This window comes from Variovorax sp. Soil_C_33, from assembly GCF_057656935.1.
Genome location: NZ_JBDGJK010000011.1, coordinates 161,372 through 183,957, shown reverse-complemented (window position 1 = coordinate 183,957; position 22,586 = coordinate 161,372). Strand labels below are relative to the sequence as shown.

Annotated in this window: 21 protein-coding genes; 7 read left to right on the top strand and 14 right to left on the bottom strand. The window is 69.1% G+C overall.

Annotated elements, in window-relative coordinates:
- Positions 1-22 precede the first annotated feature (22 nt).
- Positions 23-3,667 (top strand): hydantoinase B/oxoprolinase family protein, encoded by a 3,645-nt coding sequence (locus AC3A6B_RS18470; RefSeq protein ID WP_487838121.1) that lies wholly within the window; start codon positions 23-25, stop codon positions 3,665-3,667.
- Between the two features lie 8 nt (positions 3,668-3,675).
- Here AC3A6B_RS18470 and AC3A6B_RS18465 read toward each other — a convergent pair whose 3' ends face one another.
- On the bottom strand, positions 3,676-3,885 hold the full coding sequence (locus AC3A6B_RS18465; protein ID WP_487838120.1) for a YjiS-like domain-containing protein: 210 nt from the start codon (positions 3,883-3,885) through the stop codon (positions 3,676-3,678).
- A gap of 88 nt (positions 3,886-3,973) precedes the next feature.
- Here AC3A6B_RS18465 and AC3A6B_RS18460 point away from each other — a divergent pair, with 88 nt between their 5' ends.
- Positions 3,974-4,870: a LysR family transcriptional regulator gene (locus tag AC3A6B_RS18460; RefSeq protein WP_487838119.1), complete on the top strand. Its 897-nt coding sequence runs from the start codon at positions 3,974-3,976 to the stop codon at positions 4,868-4,870.
- Between the two features lie 24 nt (positions 4,871-4,894).
- On the opposite strand, the gene AC3A6B_RS18455 is transcribed toward AC3A6B_RS18460, so the two are convergent.
- The 6 genes from AC3A6B_RS18455 to AC3A6B_RS18430 are packed head-to-tail and all read right to left on the bottom strand — an operon-like array spanning position 4,895 to position 10,447.
- Positions 4,895-5,809 (bottom strand): glutaminase, encoded by a 915-nt coding sequence (locus AC3A6B_RS18455; RefSeq protein ID WP_487838118.1) that lies wholly within the window; start codon positions 5,807-5,809, stop codon positions 4,895-4,897.
- Complete coding sequence (locus AC3A6B_RS18450) at positions 5,806-6,732, bottom strand: DMT family transporter (RefSeq protein WP_487838117.1); 927 nt, start codon at positions 6,730-6,732, stop codon at positions 5,806-5,808. The genes AC3A6B_RS18455 and AC3A6B_RS18450 overlap by 4 nt, the downstream gene beginning before the upstream one ends.
- The gene (locus AC3A6B_RS18445; RefSeq protein ID WP_487838116.1) at positions 6,729-7,241 is read right to left on the bottom strand and encodes a BON domain-containing protein; all 513 of its coding nucleotides are present in this window, start codon (positions 7,239-7,241) and stop codon (positions 6,729-6,731) included. Before AC3A6B_RS18445 ends, AC3A6B_RS18450 begins: the two co-directional genes overlap by 4 nt.
- 31 nt (positions 7,242-7,272) lie before the next feature.
- Complete coding sequence (locus AC3A6B_RS18440; protein WP_487838115.1) at positions 7,273-8,679, bottom strand: amidohydrolase family protein; 1,407 nt, start codon at positions 8,677-8,679, stop codon at positions 7,273-7,275.
- An 18-nt stretch (positions 8,680-8,697) separates the two neighbouring features.
- Positions 8,698-9,450 carry a sulfite exporter TauE/SafE family protein gene (locus AC3A6B_RS18435; RefSeq protein WP_487838114.1) on the bottom strand — a complete coding sequence of 251 codons (753 nt, stop codon included), beginning with the start codon at positions 9,448-9,450 and terminating at the stop codon, positions 8,698-8,700.
- 13 nt (positions 9,451-9,463) lie between these two features.
- Entirely contained in the window at positions 9,464-10,447 is a 984-nt protein-coding gene (locus AC3A6B_RS18430; RefSeq protein ID WP_487838113.1) for a Bug family tripartite tricarboxylate transporter substrate binding protein, read from the bottom strand.
- Positions 10,448-10,571: 124 nt separating this feature from the next.
- Here AC3A6B_RS18430 and AC3A6B_RS18425 point away from each other — a divergent pair, with 124 nt between their 5' ends.
- Entirely contained in the window at positions 10,572-11,291 is a 720-nt protein-coding gene (locus AC3A6B_RS18425; protein ID WP_487838112.1) for a GntR family transcriptional regulator, read from the top strand.
- 10 nt (positions 11,292-11,301) lie between these two features.
- Here the strand turns inward: AC3A6B_RS18425 and AC3A6B_RS18420 are convergent, their stop codons facing one another.
- Both AC3A6B_RS18420 and AC3A6B_RS18415 read right to left on the bottom strand, forming a co-directional pair.
- The gene (locus tag AC3A6B_RS18420) at positions 11,302-11,811 is read right to left on the bottom strand and encodes a flavin reductase family protein (protein WP_487838111.1); all 510 of its coding nucleotides are present in this window, start codon (positions 11,809-11,811) and stop codon (positions 11,302-11,304) included.
- 32 nt (positions 11,812-11,843) lie between these two features.
- Complete coding sequence (locus AC3A6B_RS18415; protein ID WP_487838110.1) at positions 11,844-13,073, bottom strand: nucleoside recognition domain-containing protein; 1,230 nt, start codon at positions 13,071-13,073, stop codon at positions 11,844-11,846.
- 60 nt (positions 13,074-13,133) lie between these two features.
- Between AC3A6B_RS18415 and AC3A6B_RS18410 the strand changes: the two genes are divergently transcribed.
- Complete coding sequence (locus AC3A6B_RS18410; RefSeq protein ID WP_487838109.1) at positions 13,134-14,708, top strand: phospholipase D-like domain-containing protein; 1,575 nt, start codon at positions 13,134-13,136, stop codon at positions 14,706-14,708.
- 8 nt (positions 14,709-14,716) lie between these two features.
- Positions 14,717-16,264, top strand: a complete 1,548-nt coding sequence (locus AC3A6B_RS18405) for an alkaline phosphatase D family protein (RefSeq protein WP_487838108.1) — start codon at positions 14,717-14,719, stop codon at positions 16,262-16,264.
- Between the two features lie 2 nt (positions 16,265-16,266).
- Here AC3A6B_RS18405 and AC3A6B_RS18400 read toward each other — a convergent pair whose 3' ends face one another.
- On the bottom strand, positions 16,267-17,076 hold the full coding sequence (locus AC3A6B_RS18400; protein WP_487838107.1) for a metallophosphoesterase: 810 nt from the start codon (positions 17,074-17,076) through the stop codon (positions 16,267-16,269).
- Between the two features lie 125 nt (positions 17,077-17,201).
- Here AC3A6B_RS18400 and AC3A6B_RS18395 point away from each other — a divergent pair, with 125 nt between their 5' ends.
- Positions 17,202-17,375 carry a hypothetical protein gene (locus AC3A6B_RS18395; RefSeq protein ID WP_487838106.1) on the top strand — a complete coding sequence of 58 codons (174 nt, stop codon included), beginning with the start codon at positions 17,202-17,204 and terminating at the stop codon, positions 17,373-17,375.
- Here the strand turns inward: AC3A6B_RS18395 and AC3A6B_RS18390 are convergent.
- Positions 17,358-18,326, bottom strand: a complete 969-nt coding sequence (locus tag AC3A6B_RS18390) for a LysR family transcriptional regulator (RefSeq protein ID WP_487838105.1) — start codon at positions 18,324-18,326, stop codon at positions 17,358-17,360. The genes AC3A6B_RS18395 and AC3A6B_RS18390 overlap by 18 nt on opposite strands.
- Before the next feature lie 108 nt (positions 18,327-18,434).
- On the opposite strand from AC3A6B_RS18390, the gene AC3A6B_RS18385 reads away from it, so the two are divergent.
- The gene (locus AC3A6B_RS18385) at positions 18,435-18,956 is read left to right on the top strand and encodes a hypothetical protein (protein ID WP_487838104.1); all 522 of its coding nucleotides are present in this window, start codon (positions 18,435-18,437) and stop codon (positions 18,954-18,956) included.
- A 62-nt stretch (positions 18,957-19,018) separates the two neighbouring features.
- Here AC3A6B_RS18385 and AC3A6B_RS18380 read toward each other — a convergent pair whose 3' ends face one another.
- From AC3A6B_RS18380 to AC3A6B_RS18370, 3 genes are all read right to left on the bottom strand, one after another.
- Positions 19,019-20,869 carry a phosphoenolpyruvate carboxykinase (GTP) gene (locus AC3A6B_RS18380; RefSeq protein WP_487838103.1) on the bottom strand — a complete coding sequence of 617 codons (1,851 nt, stop codon included), beginning with the start codon at positions 20,867-20,869 and terminating at the stop codon, positions 19,019-19,021.
- Positions 20,870-21,050: 181 nt separating this feature from the next.
- Positions 21,051-21,203 (bottom strand): hypothetical protein, encoded by a 153-nt coding sequence (locus AC3A6B_RS18375; protein WP_487838102.1) that lies wholly within the window; start codon positions 21,201-21,203, stop codon positions 21,051-21,053.
- Between the two features lie 79 nt (positions 21,204-21,282).
- The gene (locus tag AC3A6B_RS18370; RefSeq protein ID WP_487838101.1) at positions 21,283-22,482 is read right to left on the bottom strand and encodes a threonine ammonia-lyase; all 1,200 of its coding nucleotides are present in this window, start codon (positions 22,480-22,482) and stop codon (positions 21,283-21,285) included.
- Positions 22,483-22,586 lie beyond the last annotated feature (104 nt).

Sequence of the window (22,586 nt, the reverse complement as noted above, 5' to 3'; positions counted from 1 at the left end):
TCCTCCTCTTCTTCTCACCGCAATGAACAAGCAAGCAAACCCACTCTGGCAGTTCTGGATCGACCGCGGCGGCACCTTCACCGACCTGGTGGGCCGCGCGCCGGACGGCACGCTGCACACCCTCAAGATGCTCTCGGAAAACCCCGAGCACTACCGCGATGCGGCCGTCGAAGGCATCCGCCGCCTGCTCGGGCTGAAGGCCGGCGAGCTGATCACGCCCGAGCGCGTCGAGTGCGTGAAGATGGGCACCACGGTCGCGACCAACGCGCTGCTGGAGCGCAAGGGCGACCGCACGGTGCTGGTCACCACGCGCGGCTTTCGCGACGCGCTGCGCATCGCCACCCAGGCGCGCCCGCGCCTGTTCGACCGCCACATCGTGCTGCCCGAGCTGCTGTACGAGCGCGTGATCGAGGCGAAGGAGCGCATCGGGGCCCAGGGCGAGGTGGTCCAGGCGCTCGACGAAGCGGCGCTGCACGGCGCGCTGCAGGCCGCCTTCGACGCCGGCATCCGCGCCTGCGCCGTCGTCTTCATGCACGGCTGGCGCTACACCGCGCACGAGCTGGCGGCCGAGCGGATCGCGCGCGCCATCGGCTTCACCCAGGTCTCGGCATCGCACAAGACCAGCCCGCTGATGAAGCTGGTGCCGCGCGGCGACACCACGGTGGTCGATGCCTACCTCTCGCCCATCCTGCGCCGCTATGTCGACCAGGTGGCGGCGCAGATGCCGGGCGTGCCCTTGTTCTTTATGCAGAGCTCGGGCGGCCTCACGCAGGCGCAGCGCTTCCAGGGCAAGGACGCCATCCTTTCCGGCCCGGCCGGCGGCATCGTCGGCATGGTGCGCACGGCCGTGCAGGCCGGGCACGAGAAGGTGATCGGCTTCGACATGGGCGGCACCTCGACCGATGTGTCGCACTACGCGGGCGAGTTCGAACGCGCCTTCGAGACCCAGGTGGCCGGCGTGCGCATGCGCGCGCCGATGATGAGCATCCACACGGTGGCGGCCGGCGGCGGCTCGGTGATCCGCTTCGACGGCGCGCGCCTGCGCGTCGGCCCCGAATCGGCCGGCGCCAATCCCGGCCCCGCGAGCTACCGCCGCGGCGGGCCGCTCGCCACCACCGATGCCAACGTGCTGCTCGGCAAGATCCAGCCGGCCTGGTTCCCCAAGGTGTTCGGGCCGGCGGCCGACGAGGCGCTGGACCGCGAGGCGGCGAGGCAGCGCTTCGAAGCCATGGCACGAGAGATGAGCGATGCCACGGGCCGCAGCGTCAGCGCCGAAGAGGTGGCCAGCGGCGCCTTGCAGATCGCGGTGGCCAGCATGGCCAATGCGATCAAGCGCATCTCGGTGGCGCGCGGCTACGACGTCACGCACTACACGCTGCAGTGCTTCGGCGGCGCCGGCGGCCAGCATGCCTGCCTGGTGGCCGACGCGCTGGGCATGCGCACCGTCTACGCGCATCCCTTTGCCGGCGTGCTGTCGGCCTACGGCATGGGGCTGGCCGACCAGATCGCGATGCGCGAGGCGGCGGTGGAGCGCCCGCTCGACGCCGCGGGCTTCGCGGCCGCGGTCGAGATTGCCGAGCGCCTGCGTGTCCAGGCCGAGGACGAGCTGGCGGCGCAGGGCGTCGACCGCACCGGCATCGACAGCTTCCATCGCGTGCAGGTGCGCTACGAGGGCACCGACACGGCGCTGCCTTGCATGCTGCCGCTCGGGACGACGCCCGAGGAGGCCATCGCCGCGATCAGCGACGAGTTCGCCCAGGCCTACCGCCAGCGCTTCGCCTTCCTGATGCCCGATCGCGCGCTGGTGATCGAAGCCGTCTCGGTCGAGGCCGTGGGCGCCGGCGAACGCAGCGCATCGGCGCCGCACGCCGATCCGGGCGAAGACCATCGGCCCGAGCCGGCCGGCCAGGTCTCGATGTATTGCCAGGCCGACGAGCAGCCTGCCGGCTGGCGCCAGGCGGCCCTCCATCTCGGCGAGTCGCTGGCCCCGGGGGCGCGCATCGACGGCCCCGCGATCCTGGCGGAAAAGAATGCCACCACCGTGGTCGAACCGGGCTGGCAGGCACGCATCACCGCCTGCGGCGTCGAGCTCAAGCGCATCGCGCCGCGCGTCTCGGCCCGCGCCGTGGGGACTGAGGCCGACCCGGTGATGCTGGAGGTGTTCAACAACCTGTTCATGAACATCGCCGAGCAGATGGGCCTGCGCCTGCAAAACACGGCCTACTCGGTCAACATCAAGGAGCGCCTCGACTTCTCATGCGCGCTGTTCGACGCCACAGGCAACCTGATCGCCAATGCGCCCCACATGCCGGTGCACCTGGGCTCGATGAGCGAATCGATCAAGACCGTGATCGACAGCAACCCGGGCATGCGCCCGGGCGACGTGTACGTGCTCAACGACCCCTACCACGGCGGCACGCACCTGCCCGACATCACGGTCGTCACGCCGGTCTATCTCGAACAGGATGACCTGAAGCCGTCGTTCTACGTCGCCTCGCGCGGCCACCACGCCGACGTCGGCGGCATCACGCCGGGCTCGATGCCGCCGTTCTCGGCCACCATCGCCGACGAGGGCGTCCTGATCGACAACTTCAAGCTGGTCGATCAGGGCCTGCTGCGCGAGGACGAACTGCGCGCGCTGCTGGCCGGCGGCGCCCACCCCTCGCGCAACATCGAGCAGAACCTGGCCGACCTGCGGGCCCAGATCGCTGCCAACGAAAAGGGCGTGCAGGAGCTCAGGGCCATGGTCGCGCAGTACGGCCGCGCCACCGTGGCGGCGTACATGCAGCATGTGCAGGACAACGCCGAGGAGTCGGTGCGCCGCGTCATCACGGCGCTCGCCGACGGCGACTTCACGCTGCCGCTGGACAACGGCGCGCAGATCCGGGTGCGCGTGCATGTGAATACCGCCGCGCGCAGCGCGACGGTCGACTTCAGCGGTACCAGCGCGCAGCTGCCGAACAACTTCAACGCGCCCAAGTCGATCACCATGGCCGCCGTGCTCTACGTGTTCCGCACGCTGGTGGACGACGACATTCCGCTCAACGCCGGCTGCCTGAAGCCGATCCACGTGCGCGTGCCCGAAGGCTGCATGCTCAACCCCACGCCGCCGGCCGCCGTGGTGGCCGGCAACGTGGAAACTTCGAGCTGCGTGACCAACGCGCTGTACGGCGCGCTGGGCGTGATGGCGGCCAGCCAGTGCACGATGAACAACTTCACCTTCGGCAACGCAAAGCACCAGTACTACGAGACCATCTCGGGCGGCTCGGGCGCTGGCTCGGGCTTCGACGGCACCGGCGTCGTGCAGACCCACATGACCAACTCGCGCCTGACCGACCCCGAGGTGCTGGAGTTCCGCTACCCGGTGCGCCTCGACAGCTACGAGATCCGCGCCCACTCGGGCGGCGCGGGCCGCTGGCGCGGCGGCGATGGCGGCGTGCGCAGGATCCGCTTCCTGGAGCCGATGACCGCATCGATCCTCAGCAACGGCCGCAAGCGCGGCGCCTTCGGCATGGCCGGCGGCCAGCCGGGGGCCGTCGGCATCAATCGGGTGGAGCGCGCCGACGGGCGCATCGAAGCGCTGGGCCACAGCGCGCAGGTCGAGATGGCGGCCAACGACGTGTTCGTGATCGAAACGCCGGCAGGCGGAGGGTACGGCACGGCTTAGGGCAGGCCCTAGTTCGATGCGCTGCGTGGGTCGGCACGGCCGTTCAGCAGTGCCGGCACTTCGCTGCGTCCGATGCCAAGGTCGAGCAACTCGTGCTCGCTCATGGTCGCGAGCTGCAGCGCCTGGTGGCGCGCGCGGCGCCTGGCCAGCGCACGCGCGAACCAGTCGACAAGGGCTTGCAGCGGTTCCTTTGCGGGCAGATTCATCCTGAGTTCCATCGCGTCTCTCCTTGAGATGCAGCGATGGTGCGACGCCGCGTGCTATTGTGGAAGTTGAAATTACTGAAGCAATCAATCAGGATCCCTGATGCGACAGCTGAACCTGGACCAACTCCGCACGCTGGTATCGATCGCCGACCTGGGCACCTTCTCGGCCGCCGCGCAGGCGCTGCATCTCGCGCAGCCGACCGTGAGCCTGCACATCAGCGAGCTCGAATCGCGGCTCGGGGCGCCGCTGGTGGTGCGCGGCGCGCGACGTGTCACGCCCACCGCGGCAGGCGCCGTGCTGGTGGAACGCGGCAGGCGCCTGTTGCGCGACGCCGACGACGCCATCGACGCAGTGCGACGCCAGCACCAGGGGCTGGCCGGCCGGGTGCGCATCGGCTGCAGCACCACCAGCGTGGTGGTCGACCTGTTGCCGCCGGTATTCCACGCCCTGCTGGAGCGCTACCCCGACATCCTGCTCACGCCCAGCTTCCTGGGCTCGGACTATTCGGTATCCGGCTTGCTGGCCGGCAGCCTGGACCTGGCCATCATCGCGCTGCCGCAGCCCGCGGTGCCGGGCTTGGCGCTGACACCCTGGCGCAAGCATTCGATGATGGCCTTCCTGCCGGGACGCTGGGAGGTGCCGAGTCGCATCACGCCGGCTTGGCTGGCGCAGCAGTCGCTGATCATGAACGAGCCGGGCTCACGCATGTACGCATTGACGATGGAATGGTTCGCCCGCGCCGGCTTCGCGCCGCGCGCGCGCATCGAACACAACTACGACGTCGCCATGCGCAGCCTGGTCGGCGCGGGCTACGGCGTGGCGGTGCTGCCGGCGCCTGACGGAGGGAAGGTCGCCGACGCCGGCGAGCATGTGCAGACGCGGCCGCTGAGCCCGAAGCTCACGCGCCACCTGGCGATCGCGTACCGCGCACAGGGCAGGCTGGACGGCGCCACGCAGCGGGTGATCGAGACGCTGCTGGAGTTCGGCCGCGCCTGAGGAGCTGTGAAGGAACCGCAGTGTTCAGAACACCGACAGCCCCGTCTTCGTCACGAACAGCTCCAGCGCCTTCATGCCCAGCAGCGAATTCCCGGTCGCATCCAGCGCAGGCGACCAGACGCACAGCGTGAGCTGGTCGGGCACCACCGCGACGATGCCGCCGCCGACGCCGCTCTTGCAGGGCAGGCCGATCGAGAAGGCGACGTCGCCGGCGGCGTCGTAGGTGCCGCAGGTCAGCATCAGCGCGTTGATGCGCCGCGCATGGCGCTCCGTCGTGATCTCCGGCTCGCCGTCGCGCGGGTGGGCGCCATCGCGGCACAGGAAGCCGGCCGCGCGCGCCAGCTGCACGCAGCTCATGCGGATCGCGCACTGGTGGAAGTACATGTCGAGCACGGGCTCGACGTCGTTGTCGAGCTTGCCGAAGCTCTTCATGAAGTTTGCGAGCGCGTAGTTGCGGTAGCCGGTCACGGCCTCGGAGGCGGCCACCTCGGCATCGAAGCCGATGGGCTCGCCGCAGAGGCTTGTCATGAGTTCGAGGATGTCGGCCTTGGCATCGCCCTGGCTCACGAGCCGGTCGGCCACCGCGATGGCGCCGGCATTGATGAAGGGATTGCGCGGCTTGCCCTGCTCATGCTCGAGCTGCACCAGCGAATTGAACGGGTTGCCCGAAGGCTCGCGGCCGATGCGCTCCCACAGCGCGTCGCCCATGCGCCGCATCGCGAGCGTGAGCGTGAAGAGCTTGGAGATGCTCTGGATCGAGAAGGGCACGGCCGCATCGCCGGCCGACGCCTCCTGCCCCTGGCAGGTCCGCAGCGCGATGCCGAACTGCTGCGCCGGCACGCGCGCCAGCGCCGGGATGTAGCGGGCCACCGTGCCGCCGGCGCCCAGCAGCGGGCGAATCTGCGCGTTGATGTCGTCGAGGATGGGCTGGAAGTTCATGTGCGGCTCACGGATTCAGGCAGTTCCTTCACGCCCGCGCGCCGGTTCACCAGCACGATCCCCAGCGCCACGCCTGCCAGCGCCAGCACCAGCTGCAAGGTCAGCGGCTCCTTCAGCAGCACCACGCCGAACACCAGCGCGAACAGCGGCGTGAGGAAGGTGAAGGAGGAGATGCGCGTGGCCGGGTAGTGCCGCAGCATCCACATCCACGCCAGGTAGCTCGCGAAGGCGCCGATCGCGGTCTGCAGGAAGATCGAGAACCAGGCGTAGGTGGAATACGAGAAGCCCCAGGCCTCGCCGAGCGCGAGCGACAGCAGCGGCGAGACCGCCGCGGTGACCGCGATCTGATAGAAGAGCGTTTTCTCGGCGCTGGCGGTCGCGAGCCGGGTGGTGCGGATCGCCAGCGTCGTGAGCCCCCACAGCACGCCGGCCGCGAGCGCCAGTGCATCGCCGAACAGCTGGCCCGAGCTGCTGTGGCCGAAGCTCTCGCTGAAGGCCAGCACCACGCCGGCGAAGGCGATCGCGAGACCGATCCACTGCATGCCGCGCAGCCGCTCGGCCGCCACGAAGCGCGGCAGCAGCAGGGCCACCACGAAGGGCGAGGTGTAGAGAAACACGGTGAGCCGCGAGGCGGTGGTGTGCTGCAGCCCGATGTAGATGCAGGTGAACTCGCCCGCGAACAGCAAGCCCGCGACCAGGCCGCCGGCCAAGGTCCCGTCGCGCTCGAACAGCGGCACGCGGCGCCACAGGCACCATAGCCACAGCAGCACGACCGCGCCCGCCATGCGGATCGACGCCTGCCACAAGGGCGGCACCTCGCTCACCGTGGTCTTGATCAGGATCTGCTGCAGGCCCCAGAAGGCGCAGCAGGCCAGCAGCAGGGTGGTGGCGCGGGTGTCGAGGTGGTGTTTTCTTTCCATCATTCTTTTTTCTCTGACGGGGACGCAAGCGCATACGGAGGCTTGCCGCGCGTGCCGATCATCAGGTCGTCGACGACCAGCTCCACGTCCGGCACGGCGCGAGCTGCCTGCTGCAATTGCAGCGCCAGCGCGCGCGAGCGCACGCAGCCCTGCAGGTAGACCCAGCGCCGCTGCACGACGACCCAGACGCTCGCGCGCTTCACGCCCGGAACCGCGCCGAGCGCCGCCTGGACCTTGGGTGCTATAGCCTTGTCGTAGCGGTAGGCGTTGCTGTCGCTGCACTTGCCTTCGAGCCAGCAGCTGGTGCCGCGCTCCAGCCGCGCATGCATCTGGCTGCGGCGCTCGTCGGCGGTGTAGAGCGGACCTTCGGGTACGGGACAGCCGCGCAGGCCCGAAGACAGCTGGAAGAAGGGATCGTCGAACCAGTTCTTCTTCTCGGGGGCGGCGACGGCCGCCGTGCAGGCGACGGCGAGCAGCGCCACCTGCATGTTGCGACGCAGGCGGAGGGGCATGCGCCGATCGTAGCCCTCCGGCGGGAATCGTTCAGGACGCCGGGCGCTGCTGCTGTTGCCGTCGGTGCAGATCGGCCACGGAATGCACGCGCTGGATCGGCGCGCGCTGGACGTCGCGGCGCGCGATCTCGGCCACCTCGCGCATCAGCGCGCGCGCATCCCAGTCGGTGGGCCAGCCCTTCCACAGGCGCAGCGCGCCGTTGACGAACACTGCCTCGATCTGATCGCGGTTCGCGAAGCGCACCAGTTCCCATGTGAGGTCCCAGCTCGGCACGAACTCCGGCACGTCGAGGTCGAGCAGCAGGAAATCGGCGGCCAGGCCGCAGGCGATGCGGCCGGTGACGCTGCCCAGGCCCGCGGCCTCGGCGCCGCGGTGCGTGGCGTGATCGAGCCACAGCCAGCCGCCGCCGCAGGAGGAGTCGCCGTTGGCCAGGCCGTGCGTCAGGCGCTGCGTGGCCTCGGCAGCGTCCATCAGCCGGAAGCCGTCGGCGCGCGTGCCGTCGGTGCCGAGCCCGAAGGGCACGCCCAGCATGGCCAGCAGGCCGGCATCGAGCACCGCGTTGCCCTTCCATTGGCTGGCCACCGGGTTGTAGGCGACGGCGGCGCCGCTGTCGCGCAGGAGGCCCAATTCGCGCGCCGTCAGCAGCGTGGCATGGGCGAGCAGGGCCGAGGCATTGAGCGCGCCGCAGGCATGCAGCAGTTCCAGCGGGCGCAGTCCGCGCGCGATCAGCGAGCGTTCGACCGCGGCCAGGTGCTCGTTCACATGGGTCTGGAAGCGGCGGCCGCTTTCCCGTGTGAGGGCGGCGACGTCGTGCAGCATGCGATCGGTCGCGGCCTCGGGGATCGAGATTGCGAGCGAGGGATGCACCAGCGCATCGTGTTCGAGCCGGGCCAGGAAGGTCGCGGCCGCATCGAGGATGCGCCGGGTGCCGGCCTCGCCGCCTTCGAGGCCCGCGTCGTTGCAGATCATGCCGAGCACGCAGCGGATGCCGGTGTCGCGTGCCGCGCTCGCCACGGCATCCAGGCCGGCCTCCGACCGGGTGCCCGCATCGACCACCGTGGTGAAGCCGCCGCGCAGCGCCTCGAGCGCCGAGAGCTTGGCGGCGAGGTAGGCCGCGTCGGCATCGAGCATCGATTCCATCGGCACCCAGATGCGGCGGAAGATCTCCGAGGGTTCGCCGAAGGCGAGCGCCTTGCCGAAGGACTGGGTCAGGTGGGTGTGGGTGTCGACCAGGCCCGGCATCAGGAGCCGCCGGGGCAATGCGATCGGCGCCAGTGCCGGATGCACGGCGCGCACCTCGGCCAGCGGGCCTACCTGCGCGAAGCGGCCGTCGCGCACCAGCACGGCCATGTCCTGCTGCGGGCCCTCGGGCAGCATCAGCCATTCGGGGGCCAGCAGCAATTCCTGGCGCGAGTCGAAAAGGTCGGGAGTCGGCATGTTCGCTCCGAGTGGATGTCAGTTAAGCAGCAGCCAGGCGAACCAGGCCCCGACGGCCAGCAGCAGCAGGGACACCATGCGCTGCATCTGCCGCACGTCGAGCAGGGCCGCGGCGCGCTGCCCCGCGATCGAGCCCGCCAGCATCAACACGCCGCACAGCAGTGCAAGCGAAAGATCGAGCCGGCCTTCGATCGCATGCACCGTGCTGCTCGCCAGCGCCACGGGCAACTGGATGGCCTGCGCCGCGACGACCGCGAAGGCGAGCGGCTGGCGCAGCAGCATCAGCATGGGGATCACCAGCACCGGCCCGCCGGTGCCGGTGAGTGCGGAGCCGAGCCCGACCAGCGCGCCCAGCACGAGCAGGGCCGTGGTGCCGAGCGCTGCCGCGGATGCGGGCACCGGGTTGGATGCCGCCATCAAGCCGCGCCAGCCCGCGAAAAGCACCAACGCCGTCACGCCGGACATGAGAAGGCCGGCCGGCAACCAGCGCAGCATCAGCGCCCCGGCGGCCGCACCCGCGAGCGCGCCTGCGAGCAGCGGCACGCAGCGCGCGGCCAGGGCGCGCTCCCGGCGCAGCGGGCCGAGCGCCACCAGCGCCGGCAGCGCGAAGCCCAGCGATGCCGCGGCGATCGCCTGCGGCAGCGGCACCGCGCCCAGCTGGGTCAGCACCGGCACCAGCAGCACGCCCCCGATGCCGCTGGCGCCGATCAGCCCGCCGGCGAGCAGCACGGCCGGCAGCACGATCCAGGCGCTGGTCAACGTCATCAGCATCGGGACGCTCTCATTACTCGGCCTTGATGCCGGCGGTCTGGACCACGCCGGCGATGGTCTTGCGTTCCTTGGCCAGGTAGTCGGCGAATGCCGGTCCGGCAATCAACTGCGGCTTGACTGCGACGTCGCCGAGCTTGCGCGCGATCTCCGGGTCCTTGAGGGTGGCGTCGAGCGCGCTCACCCAGGCCGCGATCACGGCGGGCGGGGTGCCGGCCGGTGCCAGCACACCGAGCCACGAATCCATCTCCAGGCCCTTGAGCTCCGGCGTCTCGGCCAGTGCCGGGATCGCCGGCGCACTGGGCGAGCGGGCCAGCGAGGTGACGCCGAAGGCCTTGACCTTGCCGTCCTTGATGAAAGGCTGCGCCAGCGTGAGCGGCAGCACCGCCAGATCGACCTGGCCGCCCGCGACGTCGGTCAGCACCTGCGGTCCCGACTTGTAGGGCACGTGCACGATGTCGATGCCGGCGCGCTGCTTGAACATCTCGGCCGTCACATGCAGCGAGGTGCCGACGCCGTCGGTGCCGAAGTTGAGCTTGCCGGGCTGCGCCTTCGCGAGATGGATCAGTTCGCCCGCGTTGCGCGCGGGCAGCGCCGGCTTGCCGATCAGCACGAAGGGCGAGGTGCCGACCGTCGCGACCGGCACGAAATCCTTGAAGGTGTCGTAACGCACGGCCGAGGGCGCGACCAGCGGCGCGACGTTGAGCGGGCTGGCCACCGCGAACAGCAGCGTGTAGCCGTCGGCCGGCGAGCGCGCGGCCTTCTGCGTGCCGATGGTGCCGGCCGCGCCGGCCACGTTCTCGATCACCACCGGCTGCTTGAGCAGCTCGCCGAGCTTGGCAGTCAGGAGGCGCGCCGTGGCGTCGACGCCGCCGCCGGCCGAGAACGGCACAATCAGCGAGATCGGTTTGGCAGGGTAGCCCTGGGCCTGGACGGCACCGAGGCTCAAGCCGAGCGCGAGCGCGGCGGCGCAACGGAAGAAGGCGCGGGTTGCAGACATGGTCGTTTCCTCGGGTCGAAAGAACGGAAAAGAAAAGCACCCAGACAGTGCGGTATCCTACTTGTTATGACAAGTCATAACAAGCCATGCAAACCCTATGCCAATTCAAACTCCAGGGTGACGAATGCCTGAACTTCCCCAATCGCTGCATGCGCAGCTGCGCGACGCGCTGCGTGCACGCATCCTCGATGGGCATCTCGCGCCCGGCGCCAAGCTGCCTTCCGAATCGGAGTTGACTGCCGAGCACGGCGTGAGCCGCATCACCGTGCGGCAGGCGCTGGGCGCGCTGCAGGCCGAGGGCCTGATCGTCAAGCTGCACGGAAAAGGGGCCTTCGTGTCCCACCCGAAGGCGGCGCAAAGCCTGAACCGCCTGCAGGGCCTGAACGAGGCGCTGGCGCTGGAGCAGCACGCGGTCAGCAGCAAGCGGCTCGCGTGGCGCGAAGTGAAGGCGCCCGCTGCCGTGGCGCGCCAGCTGCAGCTCGCGGCCGGCGAAACGGTGTACCACCTGCAGACGCTGCGCTACCTCGACCGCGAGCCGCTCTCGGTCAACAACTCCTACCTGCCGCGCTTCCTGGGCGAGAAGCTGGCGCGCGTGGACTTCTCGCAGCGCGACCTGATCGAGATCTTCGAGCACGAAGGCGGTCTCGCCATTGGCGAAGCGCAGCTGGAGATCGGGGCTGGCCTCGCGCGGCCGCAGGAAGCGAAGCTGCTTCAGCTCGCGCCGGGCGCGCCGGTGCTGCAGGTGGAGCGGCTGGTGCATGCGGCCGGCGGCGGGCCGGTGCACGTGGAGATCGCGGTCTACCGCGCCGACACCTTCCGCTACAAGCTCAGCCTGCGGCGCTGAAGAACGGGGCCTACAGCGGGTGCTCGGTGTAGAAGCGCCCCCCGTGGAACAGCAGCGGCGAGGCGCCCGGGTTGTGCGTGCAGCGCTCGACTTCGCCAACGAAGATCACGTGATCGCCTTCGTCGTAGCGGCTGCGGTTGAAGCACTCGAAGCTCGCCGCCGCGCCCACCAGCACCGGCGCGCCGCCCACGCCCTCGCTGAAGGCGACATCGGCCCAGCGGTCGACGTCCTTGGCCGCGAAACGTTCGGCCAGATCCTTCTGGCTGGCGGCGAGGATGTTGATCGCGTAGTGCGAGCCGGTGCTGAGCGCCGCCATCGATGCCGCGCCGCGCGCCAGGCTCCATAGCACCAGCGGCGGGGCCAGCGAGACCGAGTTGAAGGAGTTGGCCGTCAGGCCGACCAGGCTGCCGTCGGCGGCGCGCGCCGTGACGATGGTCACGCCGGTCGCGAACATGCCGAGGGCCTCGCGGAATTCGTCGGACGTGAAGGAAGGCGGTTGCGCCTGGGCGGGAGCGGTCACGGGCAAGCGGGGGAGTGAAGGCCTATTCTGGCCTATCCGAAGAACCAGTACCCGACGCCGATGGCTCCGATCACGCCGGCCAGTTCCGCCAGCAACGCGCATCCCACCGCATGCCGCGCGCGCTGGATGCCCACCGCGCCGAAGTACACGGCCAGCACGTAGAAGGTGGTCTCGGTGCTGCCCTGGATGGTGGCCGCGACCCGCGCGGCAAAGCTGTCGACCCCCTGGCTCTGCATGGTCTCGATCAGCATCGCGCGCGCTGCGCTGCCGGAAAAGGGCTTGACCAGCGCCGTGGGCAATGCGTCGACGAAGCGCGCGTCCCAGCCGGTCAGGCCCACCAGCCAGCGGATGCCGGCGAGCACCATGTCGAGCGCGCCCGAGGCCCTGAGCACGCCGACCGCGCACAGCATCGCGACCAGGTAGGGCAGCAGATTCTTCGCGACGTCGAAGCCTTCCTTCGCGCCTTCGATGAAGCATTCGTAGACCTTCACGCGCCGCAGCGCGCCGGCCAGCAGGAAAGCGACCACGATGCCGAACAGCGTGAGGTTGCCGAGCAGCGAAGAAAGCGTTGCCAGCGCCGCGGATGAGAGCGTCGCCAGCAGCGCCATGAAGCCGCCGAGCAGCAGCGCGCCCGGCAGCAGGTAGGCCAGCACCACCGGGTCCCACAGCTTGAGCCGCTGCACGAAGGCCACCGAGAGCAGGCCCACCAGCGTGGAGCCGCTGGTCGCGATCAGGATCGGCAGGAACACCAGCGTCGGATCCGCCGCGCCCTGCTGCGCCCGGTACATGAAGATGCTGACCGGCAAGAGCGTCAGCGAGGAGGCGTTGAGCACCAGGAACAGGATCTGCGCATTGCTCGCCGTGTTCGCGCTCGGATTGAGCGTCTGCAGCTCGCGCATCGCCTTCAGGCCGATCGGGGTGGCCGCGTTGTCCAGGCCCAGCGCATTGGCCGCGAAGTTCATCGTGATGAGGCCCAGCGCCGGATGGCCCGCTGGCACCTCGGGCATGAGGCGCCGGAACAGCGGCCCCAGCATGCGCGCAAGGCCGGCCACCAGTCCGGCCGCTTCGGCGATGCGCAGAAATCCCAGCCACAGCGTGAGCGTGCCGAACAGCAGCACCATCACCTCGACCGAGAGCTTGGCCATCGCGAACAGGCTCTCGACCAGGGCAGCGAAGACGGCCGGATCGCCACCGATGAGCCAGCGCGAAAGCGCAGCCAGCGCTGCCGTCAGAAAGAATCCAAGCCACAAGCCGTTGAGCACGCGTGTCCCTTGTTGAATGCGCGCCGATCATAGGGGCGGCGCCGCGTTACATTGCGGCGCATGTCGAAGCTCGCCAAGTCGGGAAGCGCGCTGGTGCTCGTGGCTGCCGTTCTGTTGGGCGGCTGCGCCACGCTGCCTGCGCCGGTGCCGGTTGCGCCGACGCACGCGATCACCGACGTCGCGCAGACACGGCTGGCGCAGCTCGCGGCGGCCGCGGCGCCGGCCGGCCAGCCCGCGCTCTCGGGCTTTCGCCTGCTGCCGGAAGCTGCTTTCGCCTTCGACGCGCGCATCTCCCTGGCGCGCCGCGCCCAGAAGTCGCTGGACGTGCAGTACTACCTGATCCACGACGACGAAGTGGGCCTCTTGTTCCTGCGCGAGCTGCGCGACGCGGCCGCGCGCGGTGTGCGGGTGCGCCTCTTGATGGACGACCTCTACACCGGCGGGCAGGATGAGCTGCTCCTCGCACTCGCCGCGCACCCGAACGTCGAAGTGCGGCTGTTCAATCCACTGCCTTCACGCGGTGGGTCGCTGGTCATGCGGGTCCTGTTCTCGCTGCATGAATTCGGCCGCATCAACCACCGCATGCACAACAAGCAGCTGGTGGCCGACAACAGCTGCGCGGTTTCGGGCGGCCGCAACATCGCGAGCGAATACTTCATGCGCAGCACGTCTGCGAATTTCATCGACGTGGACCTGCTGTCCTGCGGGCCCATCGTGCGCGAGATGTCCGACGCCTTCGACCGCTACTGGAACAGCGAGCAGGTGCGGCCGATCGGCAACGTGGTGGCGGGCGCGATGCCGCCCGAGCTTGCCCGGCGGCGCTTCGACGAGCTCGCGAGGGCGGCCGCGCCCGATGTGCCCCTGCGCCCGCGCGACGTGCTGGACCGCAGCGCCGTCGGCCAGCAGCTGGAGACGGGCGCGCTCGAGCTCAATTGGGCCCGCGCACAGCTGTTCGCCGACGATCCGGCCAAGATCACGCGCGCGAGCAGCGAAGAGGCCTATCGCGGCAGCGTGAACGAAGGCGCGCTCGGCGTGGTGAATTCGGCACGCAAGGAGGTGATGATCGTGTCGCCGTACTTCATTCCCGGCGAGCGCGGCATGGCGATGATGAAGACGGCGATGGCGCGGGGCGGACGCATCGAGCTCGTCACCAACTCCCTGGGCGCCACCGACGAGCCGCTGGTCTATGCGGGCTACGCGCGCTACCGCGCCGACATGCTCAGGATCGGCGTGAGCATTCGCGAGATCGGGCCGGTGCTCAGCGGAAAGTCCGGCCGCTTCGGCGATTTCGGCCAGTCGATCAGCCGGCTGCATGCCAAGCTGGCGGTGATCGACGACAACCGCCTCTTCATCGGCTCCATGAACCTGGACCGCCGCTCGTCGTCGGTCAATACCGAGACGGGCGTGGTCGTCAACAGCGCCGAGCTGGTCGCGGACTTCAGGCGGCTGCTGTCAGGCGCGCGGACCAACATCTCCTACCGGCTCCGACTCGCACCCGGCGGCCGGCACGTGCAGTGGCTCGAGTACGACGAGGCCGGCAAGGACATCGTCCACGACGACGAGCCGGGCGGCTACTTCTGGCTGCGCTTCCAGAACTGGATGTTGTTGCCGCTGGTGGGCGAAGAGCTGTTGTAAGGAGTGCCATGTATCTCAGCCGTCGAGACCTCAACCGTGCCGCCCTGTGGCTTGCGCTCGCCGGCTGCGCGGCACCGCTGGCCGCCTGCGCGCAGGCGGCGCCGCGCTGGCGCTCGAACCCCTTCACGCTCGGCGTCGCGAGCGGCCAGCCGCGGCCGGACAGCGTCGTGCTCTGGACCCGGCTGCTGCCGGAGGCCGAAGACGAGGCGGCACGCCATGCCTTGCCGGCCTGCAGCGTGCGCTACGAGATCTACGGCGACCCCGCGCTGCAGCGCCTGGTCATGCAGGGCGAAGTCGTGACCGATGCCTCGCGCGCCTTCAGCGTGCATGTCCATGCGCAGGGCCTGGCACCGCAGCGCGACTACTGGTATCGCTTCAGCTGCGGCGATGCGCACAGCCCGGTGGGCCGCACGCGCACCGCGCCGGCGCCGGATGCGCAGCTGCGGCGGCTGCGCTTCGCGCTCGCCTCCTGCCAGAACTACGAGCACGGCTTCTACGCCGCGCACCGCGAGATCGCCGGCCGCGAGCTGGACTTCGTGCTCTTCGTCGGCGACTACATCTACGAGGGCAGCAGCACGAACTCCGAGATGCGCCGGCACGGGGCGCCCATACCGCACACGCTGGAGGGCTACCGCGAGCGCCACGCGCTCTACAAGCGCGATGCGGACCTGCAGGCCGCGCATGCCGCGCATCCGTGGATCCTGACCTGGGACGACCACGAGGTGGTCAACGACTACGCCGGCGACCGCGACCCGGCCTATACCGAGCCCGCGCTCTTCCTCGCCCGCCGCGCCGCGGCCTACCGGGCCTACTTCGAGCACATGCCGCTCGCGCTGCCCCCGCAGGGGGCGGCGATGCGCATCCACGACCGCCATGTCTGGGGCAACTTGGCCGAGCTCTGGACGCTGGATTGCCGCCAGCACCGCAGCCACCATGCCTGCGCCGATCCGGCCCACGATTCCGGCCGTGGGGTGATCGGCTGCGCCGAGCTCGCGGATCCGGCGCGCACCATGCTCGGCGCCGAGCAGTCGCGATGGTTCGCGCAGGGCCTGGCCGATTCGCGGCGGCAGTGGAAGCTGTTCGGCCAGTCCACCCAGATGAGTTCCACCGCCCTCGACACGCCGCAGGGCCGCCAGACATGGACCGACGGCTGGGACGGCTATCCCGAGGCGCGCCGGCGGCTGTTCCAGGGCATCGCCGACGCCGGCGTCAAGGACGTGGTGGCCTTGGGCGGCGACGTGCACCGCCATGTCGCGGCCGATCTGCGCGTGCGGCCGAACGACCCGGCCTCGCCGGTGGTCGCGAGCGAATTCGTGGGCGGGTCGATCAGCTCGCGCGGTGCGAGCCAGGCGGCGATGGCGCGCATGCGGCGCGACAACCCGGACGTCGTGCATGCGCGCGGCGACGAGCGCGGCTACGCGTTGATGGAAGTCACGCCCGAGGCGATGCAATGCGAATTCCGTGCGACCGCGTACCCGGTTCGGGCCGGGGCAAGCTTCCACACCCAGGCGCGCTTCACGGTCGAGGCCGGTCGGGCCGGGGTCTCGCCGGCCTAGCTTCAGCGCGGGACTTCGATCAGCAGATCGGGCCTGAAGCCTTCCTGCTCGCCCTTGCCCACGTAACCCAGCGGGTTCGCGACCACGCGGCAGCCGTCCTTCACGTAGTCGAAGGCATGGTGAAGATGCCCGTGCAGCCACAGGTCGGCGCTCGGCAGCAGCGCATCGAGCGAATCACAGAAACCTGCCGTTCCCGGACTCAGGCCGTAGCGCGGATCGACGCTCGCCAGCGTGGGCGCGAAGTGCGTGACGGCGACGGTCGACCCGTCGAAGGGTTCCGCGAGTGCGTTGCGCAGCCAGGCTTGGCACGTCAGTGAGTGCTCTCTCAGTGCATCTGCCAGGAAAGGCAGACCCGAGCGCACCGTAGCGGCCTTCTCGAGGTAGAAGTTCGCGGCGCGCATCGCCTTGCCGCGTTTCCTGAGTGCCTCGGTCATGGAGTCGGCCGGTTCGACCAGCGCATCGAAGTCGGCCCACAACGTGGTACCGATGAAGCGCACGCCCTGGATGACACGGGTTTCGCGTTCCAGCCACCCGATGTCGAGCGCCTCGCAGAGCGTGCGCAAGCGCGCATGAACCGTGTCGAAATCGGCGTTGTCGTATTCGTGATTGCCCGGAACGTAAAGCACCGGCATCGGCCAGCCATGGCGAGGCGAGAAGCGGGTCAGCCCAAAATCAGGCTCGATGATGCGCGATCCGGCTTGATAGGAGCCGATATCGCCCGCGAGCACCAGCAGGTCTGCGCCCGGCGCCGGTGCGATCTGGAGCTGAGGATGCACTTCCAGGTGCAGATCCGATAGCAACTGGAGCTTCATGGCGCGCCAGTCTAGGCGAATATCCTCATGCATAACGCGCATGAGGAAGGGCTGGAAATACTGGGGAAAACCCTTAATCTTGGTTCCATCACCACTCCAACGCCGGCTTCGGGCCGTGCATCATCATGTTCAGCCTTGTTGCCCAAGTGGCACGTTTCTTCCGATTCGACACCATCGAAGTCCCCGCCAGTCCGGCGGCCGCCCTGATGGAAAGCGCCGACCACAGCGCCGGCATCGATGCCCATCACGCCCAGGAACTGCGCGCCGCCGCCAGTGCCTGGCTAAGCGTCGTTCGCTGAGCCTGCAAAGGCCGCGGCGGCGGAGCGCTGCAGCGCCTGCCGCAGCCATTCGTGCGCATGGCCGTGCTGCGCCCGCCGGTGCCAGATCGCATCGACGTGCACCAGCGGCTGCTCGAAGGGCAGTTCGCGCAGAACCAGCTGCTCGTCGATGCCCGTGACCTTGACGAAGTGGCGCGGCAGCACCGTCAGCAGATTCGAGTTGGCGACCACCCGCCCGGCAGTGAAGAACTGGTTGACCGTGACAACGATGCGCCGTTCGCGTCCCAGGGCGCCCAGCGTCTGGTCGATGAAGCCGTAGGGCCGGCCGGAAAAGCTCACCAGCAGGTGACGCGCGGCGCAGAAATCGTCCAGCGTCAGCGGGGAATCCGCCAGCGGATGGCCGCGCCGCATCACGCAGACGTATTCGCCGACGTAGAGCCGCTGGGTCTCGAAAGGCACCGCCGCATCGGACTGGCCGCGTGCCGCCAGGCTGGCGATCACGGCCGGGAAGTAGCCGATCGCCATGTCCACCTCTTCGTTCTCCAGCATGCGCCGGGGATCGCGGGTGGTCAGCGGCAGCACGCGCAGCGAGACGGCAGGCGCCTCCCTTTCCACGATCTGCACCAGGCCGGGGATCAGCTCGGCCGCCGTGGCGTCGGCCATGGCCAGCAGGAAGGTGGTGTCGGCAACGCCGGCGTCGAACTCGCCCGGCGCCAGGGTGTGCTGCAGTTGCCGCAGGGCGTCGCGCACGGTCGGCCACAGCGCCAGGGCGCGCGGCGTGGGCTCCACGCCGCTGCCCGAACGGCGCACCAGCTCGTCGCCGAGGGTTTCGCGCAGGCGGCGCAGCGCATTGCTGACGGCCGGTTGGGTGATCGACAGATTGCGGGCCGCTCGCGTGAGGTTGCGCTCCGCCATCACCTCGTCGAAGACGCGGAGCAGGTTGAGGTCGAGCGTGCGAAAGTTGACGTCCATCAGCTATATGAATGATAGGCATCACCAAGATAAAGTGGTGGAACATTAGGGAAACTACTAATATCACCCCATCGGCTTCGGCCTTTCGTCCTTTTGGAGGGACTCATCATGACCAGCTTTGTTCACGTAGACCAACCGGCCACTCACCCGGGCGTTGCCCGCGCCGAGGCCGTGATCGACCACATTCGCGCCGCACGCCGCAGTTTCGACGGTGCCCGCGGGCTGGCAGCGCTGCTGCTCGCCGCCATCGTTGCCTCCCTGCTCGTGGTGGCCGACAAGCTCATGTCGACCTGGAACGACGGTGGCCTGCTCGTCGCCTGGCTCGTGCTCTGGGGCGTGGCTTTCGCCGCCATCGCGTTCTTCGCCGGTACCGCGCGCAGCCTGGCCGTGCGTGCCTTGTCCAGCATGCGCGCCGCGGCTCACCGCCGTGCGGCGGCCCGCGCCGACGAACAATTCCTGGCCTATGCGAAGCACGATCCGCGCATTCTTCGCGACCTGCAGGCGATCGCTTCGCGCCAGGAAGCGGACGCGGTCGACGAGCCGGTGGTCGTCGTCAAGCGCTCCGCCGATGCCGCGACGCCGACGCTCTACCAGGCAATGCGCCGCGTGAACCTCGGCCAGTACTACTGATCCGCCTGGACCCAAACAAAAAGCCGCCCTCGGGCGGCTTTTTCTTTGGCCGAGTGCGGTAATCAGGCGGCCAGGCGCTGCTCGATGGCGGCCTTGGTGGCCGACAGTTCCTTCGGCAAGTGGTGCGCCAGTTGCTGGAACAGCTCCGCATGCAGCTTCAGCTCGGCCTGCCAGGCGGCCTTGTCGATGTGGGTGACGGTGTCGAACTGCTCGGCGCTGAAGTCCAGGCCGGCCCAGTTGAGATCCTCGTAGCGCGGGCTGACGCCGAACACATGCTCGGTGCCCTCGGCCTTGCGCTCGATGCGGTCGATCATCCACTTCAGGACACGCATGTTCTCGCCGTAGCCGGGCCAGACGAACTTGCCGTCCTCGCCCTTGCGGAACCAGTTGGTGGTGTAGATCTTCGGCAGCCGCGCACCCAGGCCTTCCAGCTTCTTGCCGAGGTCCAGCCAGTGCTGGAAGTAGTCGCTCATGTTGTAGCCGGCGAAGGGCAGCATCGCGAACGGATCGCGTCGCACCACGCCCTGCTTGCCGCCGGCCGCGGCGGTGGTCTCCGAACCCATCGTGGCAGCCATGTAGACGCCTTCGACCCAGTTGCGGGCTTCGGTCACGAGCGGCACGGTGGTGGAGCGGCGGCCGCCGAAGATGAAGGCGTCGATCGCCACGCCCTTCGGGTCGTCCCAGGCGTCGTCGAGCGCCGGGTTGTTGGTCGCGGCCACGGTGAAACGGGCGTTCGGATGCGCGGCCTTGGCGCCGGTCTCGCGGGCAATGGCCGGGGTCCAGTCCTTGCCCTGCCAGTCGATGGCGTGGGCCGGGGGCTCGTCGGTCATGCCTTCCCACCAGACGTCGCCGTCGTCGGTCAGCGCCACGTTGGTGAAGATCACGTCGCGGTCGAGGCTGGCCATGCAGTTCGGGTTGGTCTGGATGTTGGTGCCGGGCGCGACGCCGAAATAGCCCGCCTCGGGGTTGATCGCGTGCAACTTGCCGTCAGCGCCCGGCTTGATCCAGGCGATGTCGTCGCCGATGGTCGTGACCTTCCAGCCTTCGAAGCCGGCCGGCGGGATCAGCATCGCGAAGTTGGTCTTGCCGCAGGCGCTGGGGAAGGCAGCGGCCACGTGGTACTTCCTGCCCTCGGGGTTGGTCACGCCGAGGATCAGCATGTGCTCCGCGAGCCAGCCCTCGTCGCGGCCCATGTTCGAGGCAATGCGCAGCGCGAAGCACTTCTTGCCCAGCAGCGCGTTGCCGCCGTAGCCCGAGCCGTAGCTCCAGATTTCGCGCGTGGCGGGGTAGTGGACGATGTACTTGGTCTTGTTGCAGGGCCAGGCCACGTCGTTCTGGCCGGGTTCCAGCGGCGCGCCCACGGTGTGCACGCAGGGCACGAATTCGCCGTCGGCGCCGAGCACGTCGTACACCGGCTTGCCCATGCGGGTCATGATCTTCATGTTGACCGCGACGTAGGGGCTGTCGGACAGCTCGATGCCGATGTGCGCGATCGGCGAGCCCAGCGGTCCCATGCTGAAGGGCACGACGTACATCGTGCGGCCTTTCATGCAGCCGTCGAACAGCGGCTGCAGCGTGGCGCGCATTTCGGCCGGCGCCATCCAGTTGTTGGTGGGGCCGGCGTCTTCCTTCTTTTCGGAGCAGATGAAGGTGCGGTCTTCGACGCGGGCGACATCGCTCGGGTCGGAACTCGCAAGAAAGGAATTGGGGCGCTTGGCGGGGTCGAGCCTCTTGAAGGTGCCGGCGTCGACCAGGCGCTGGCAGAGCCGGTCGTACTCCTCGCTGCTGCCGTCGCACCAGTGAACGGCCTCGGGCTTGCACAGCGCGGCCATGTCGGCCACCCAGGCGATCAGCTTCGCATTCCTGACATACGAGGGCGCCTGCACGGTCAAACCCTTGAGAGGTGCGTTCATCAAAGTGTCTCCTAAGTTGAAAAATCGTCTTTCCGAACGGGGCTCGGTGCCTGAACAGGCGAGGTCCGTTGGAAAAAACGTTTCCCGTCTCGGGAGGCGAGGATCGATGGCGCCTGGCGAGGGCCCCGCATCCTCGAATGGCGGCGCGGCGCGCGGTGTACGCCGGCGCCGCAGCCGGATGTCAGGCCATGTAGACGGCGATGGATGCCAACAGCAGCATCAGCACGCCGCCGGCCACCGGCAGGACCAGGGGCATCAGATGAACGATCGATTCGACGGCGTCGGCTTCGACGACGGCGTCTTGGCCGGGTTCGACAGGCGTTGGGGTGGACATTGTTGTTCCTCGGGTTCGCAAAACTGAGGCCATTTTACCGACTGGCCCGCGGATGGCCATCTAGGGCTTGCCAGAGCTCTCAGCGTTGCTCTTCCGCTTCGAAGCCGGCACCCCTCAGCGCATCGAGCACGGCCGACAGGTGCGCGCGTCCGCGGGTCTGCAGCACCAGCTCGATGTCGACGTTCTGCGCCGCCAGCATGGTGAAGGCGCGCTGGTGGTGCACCTCATCGACGTTGGCGCCCGCTTCCGCCACAGTGGCTGTGATCTGGGCCAGGGAGCCCGGCACGTCGCGTGCGCTGACGCGCACGCGCGCGAGCCGGCCGGCCCGGACCATGCCGCGCTCGATGATCGCGGCCAGGAGCAACGGGTCGATGTTGCCGCCCGACAGCACCAGCCCCACCCGCTTGCCCTTGAAGCGCTCCGGATGCCGGATCAGCGCGGCCAGCCCGGCGGCGCCGGCGCCTTCGACCAGCGTTTTCTCGATTTCGAGCAGCATCAGCACGGCCTGTTCGATGTCGCCCTCGTCGACCAGCAGCAGGTCGTCGACCTGGGAGGCGATGATCTCGCGCGTCAGCACGCCGGGCGTGCCCACGGCGATGCCCTCGGCGATCGTGCTTGTGCCCTGGGCGTGCTGCGTCCCCTGGACCGCATTGACCATCGCCGGAAAGCGCCGGGTCTGGACGCCGACGATCTCGATGCCCGGCTTGCGCGCCCGCGCCGCGAGCGCCATGCCTGCGATCAGGCCGCCGCCGCCGACCGAGACCACCAGCGCGTCGAGCTCGGGCACCGCATCGAGCATCTCGAGCGCCACCGTGCCCTGGCCGGCGATGATCGCTTCGTCGTCATAGGGATGGACGAAGGCCAGGCCCTCGCGCTCGGCGAGCGCCAGCGCATGGGCGCGCGCCGCGTCCAGGGTGTCGCCGTGCAGTTCGATCTCGGCGCCGAAGCCGCGCGTGCGCTCGATCTTCACGCCCGGCGTGAAGCGCGGCATCACGATCAGCGCCCTGAGGCCGAGGCGCTGCGCGTGATAGGCCACGCCCTGGGCGTGGTTGCCAGCCGACATGGCGATCACGCCGTGGGTGCCGGCCAGCGAAAGATCGACGAGCTTGTTGCAAGCGCCGCGTTCCTTGAACGACGACGTGAACTGCAGGTTCTCGAACTTGAGGAACACCTGCGCGCCGACGATTTCGGACAGGGTGCGCGATTCCACGCAGGGCGTGTCGAGCACCTGCCCGCGCAGGCGCACGGCGGCGCGTTCGATGTCTTCGATTCCAAGCATGGGCGGCATTGTGGACGGATTCGCAACATCAGGGTTTTTACCGTTCCCGAGTCTTCCCCAAGCCAAAACTCTGCGCTATGGTCGCGCTCAGGTTCTCATTCTCC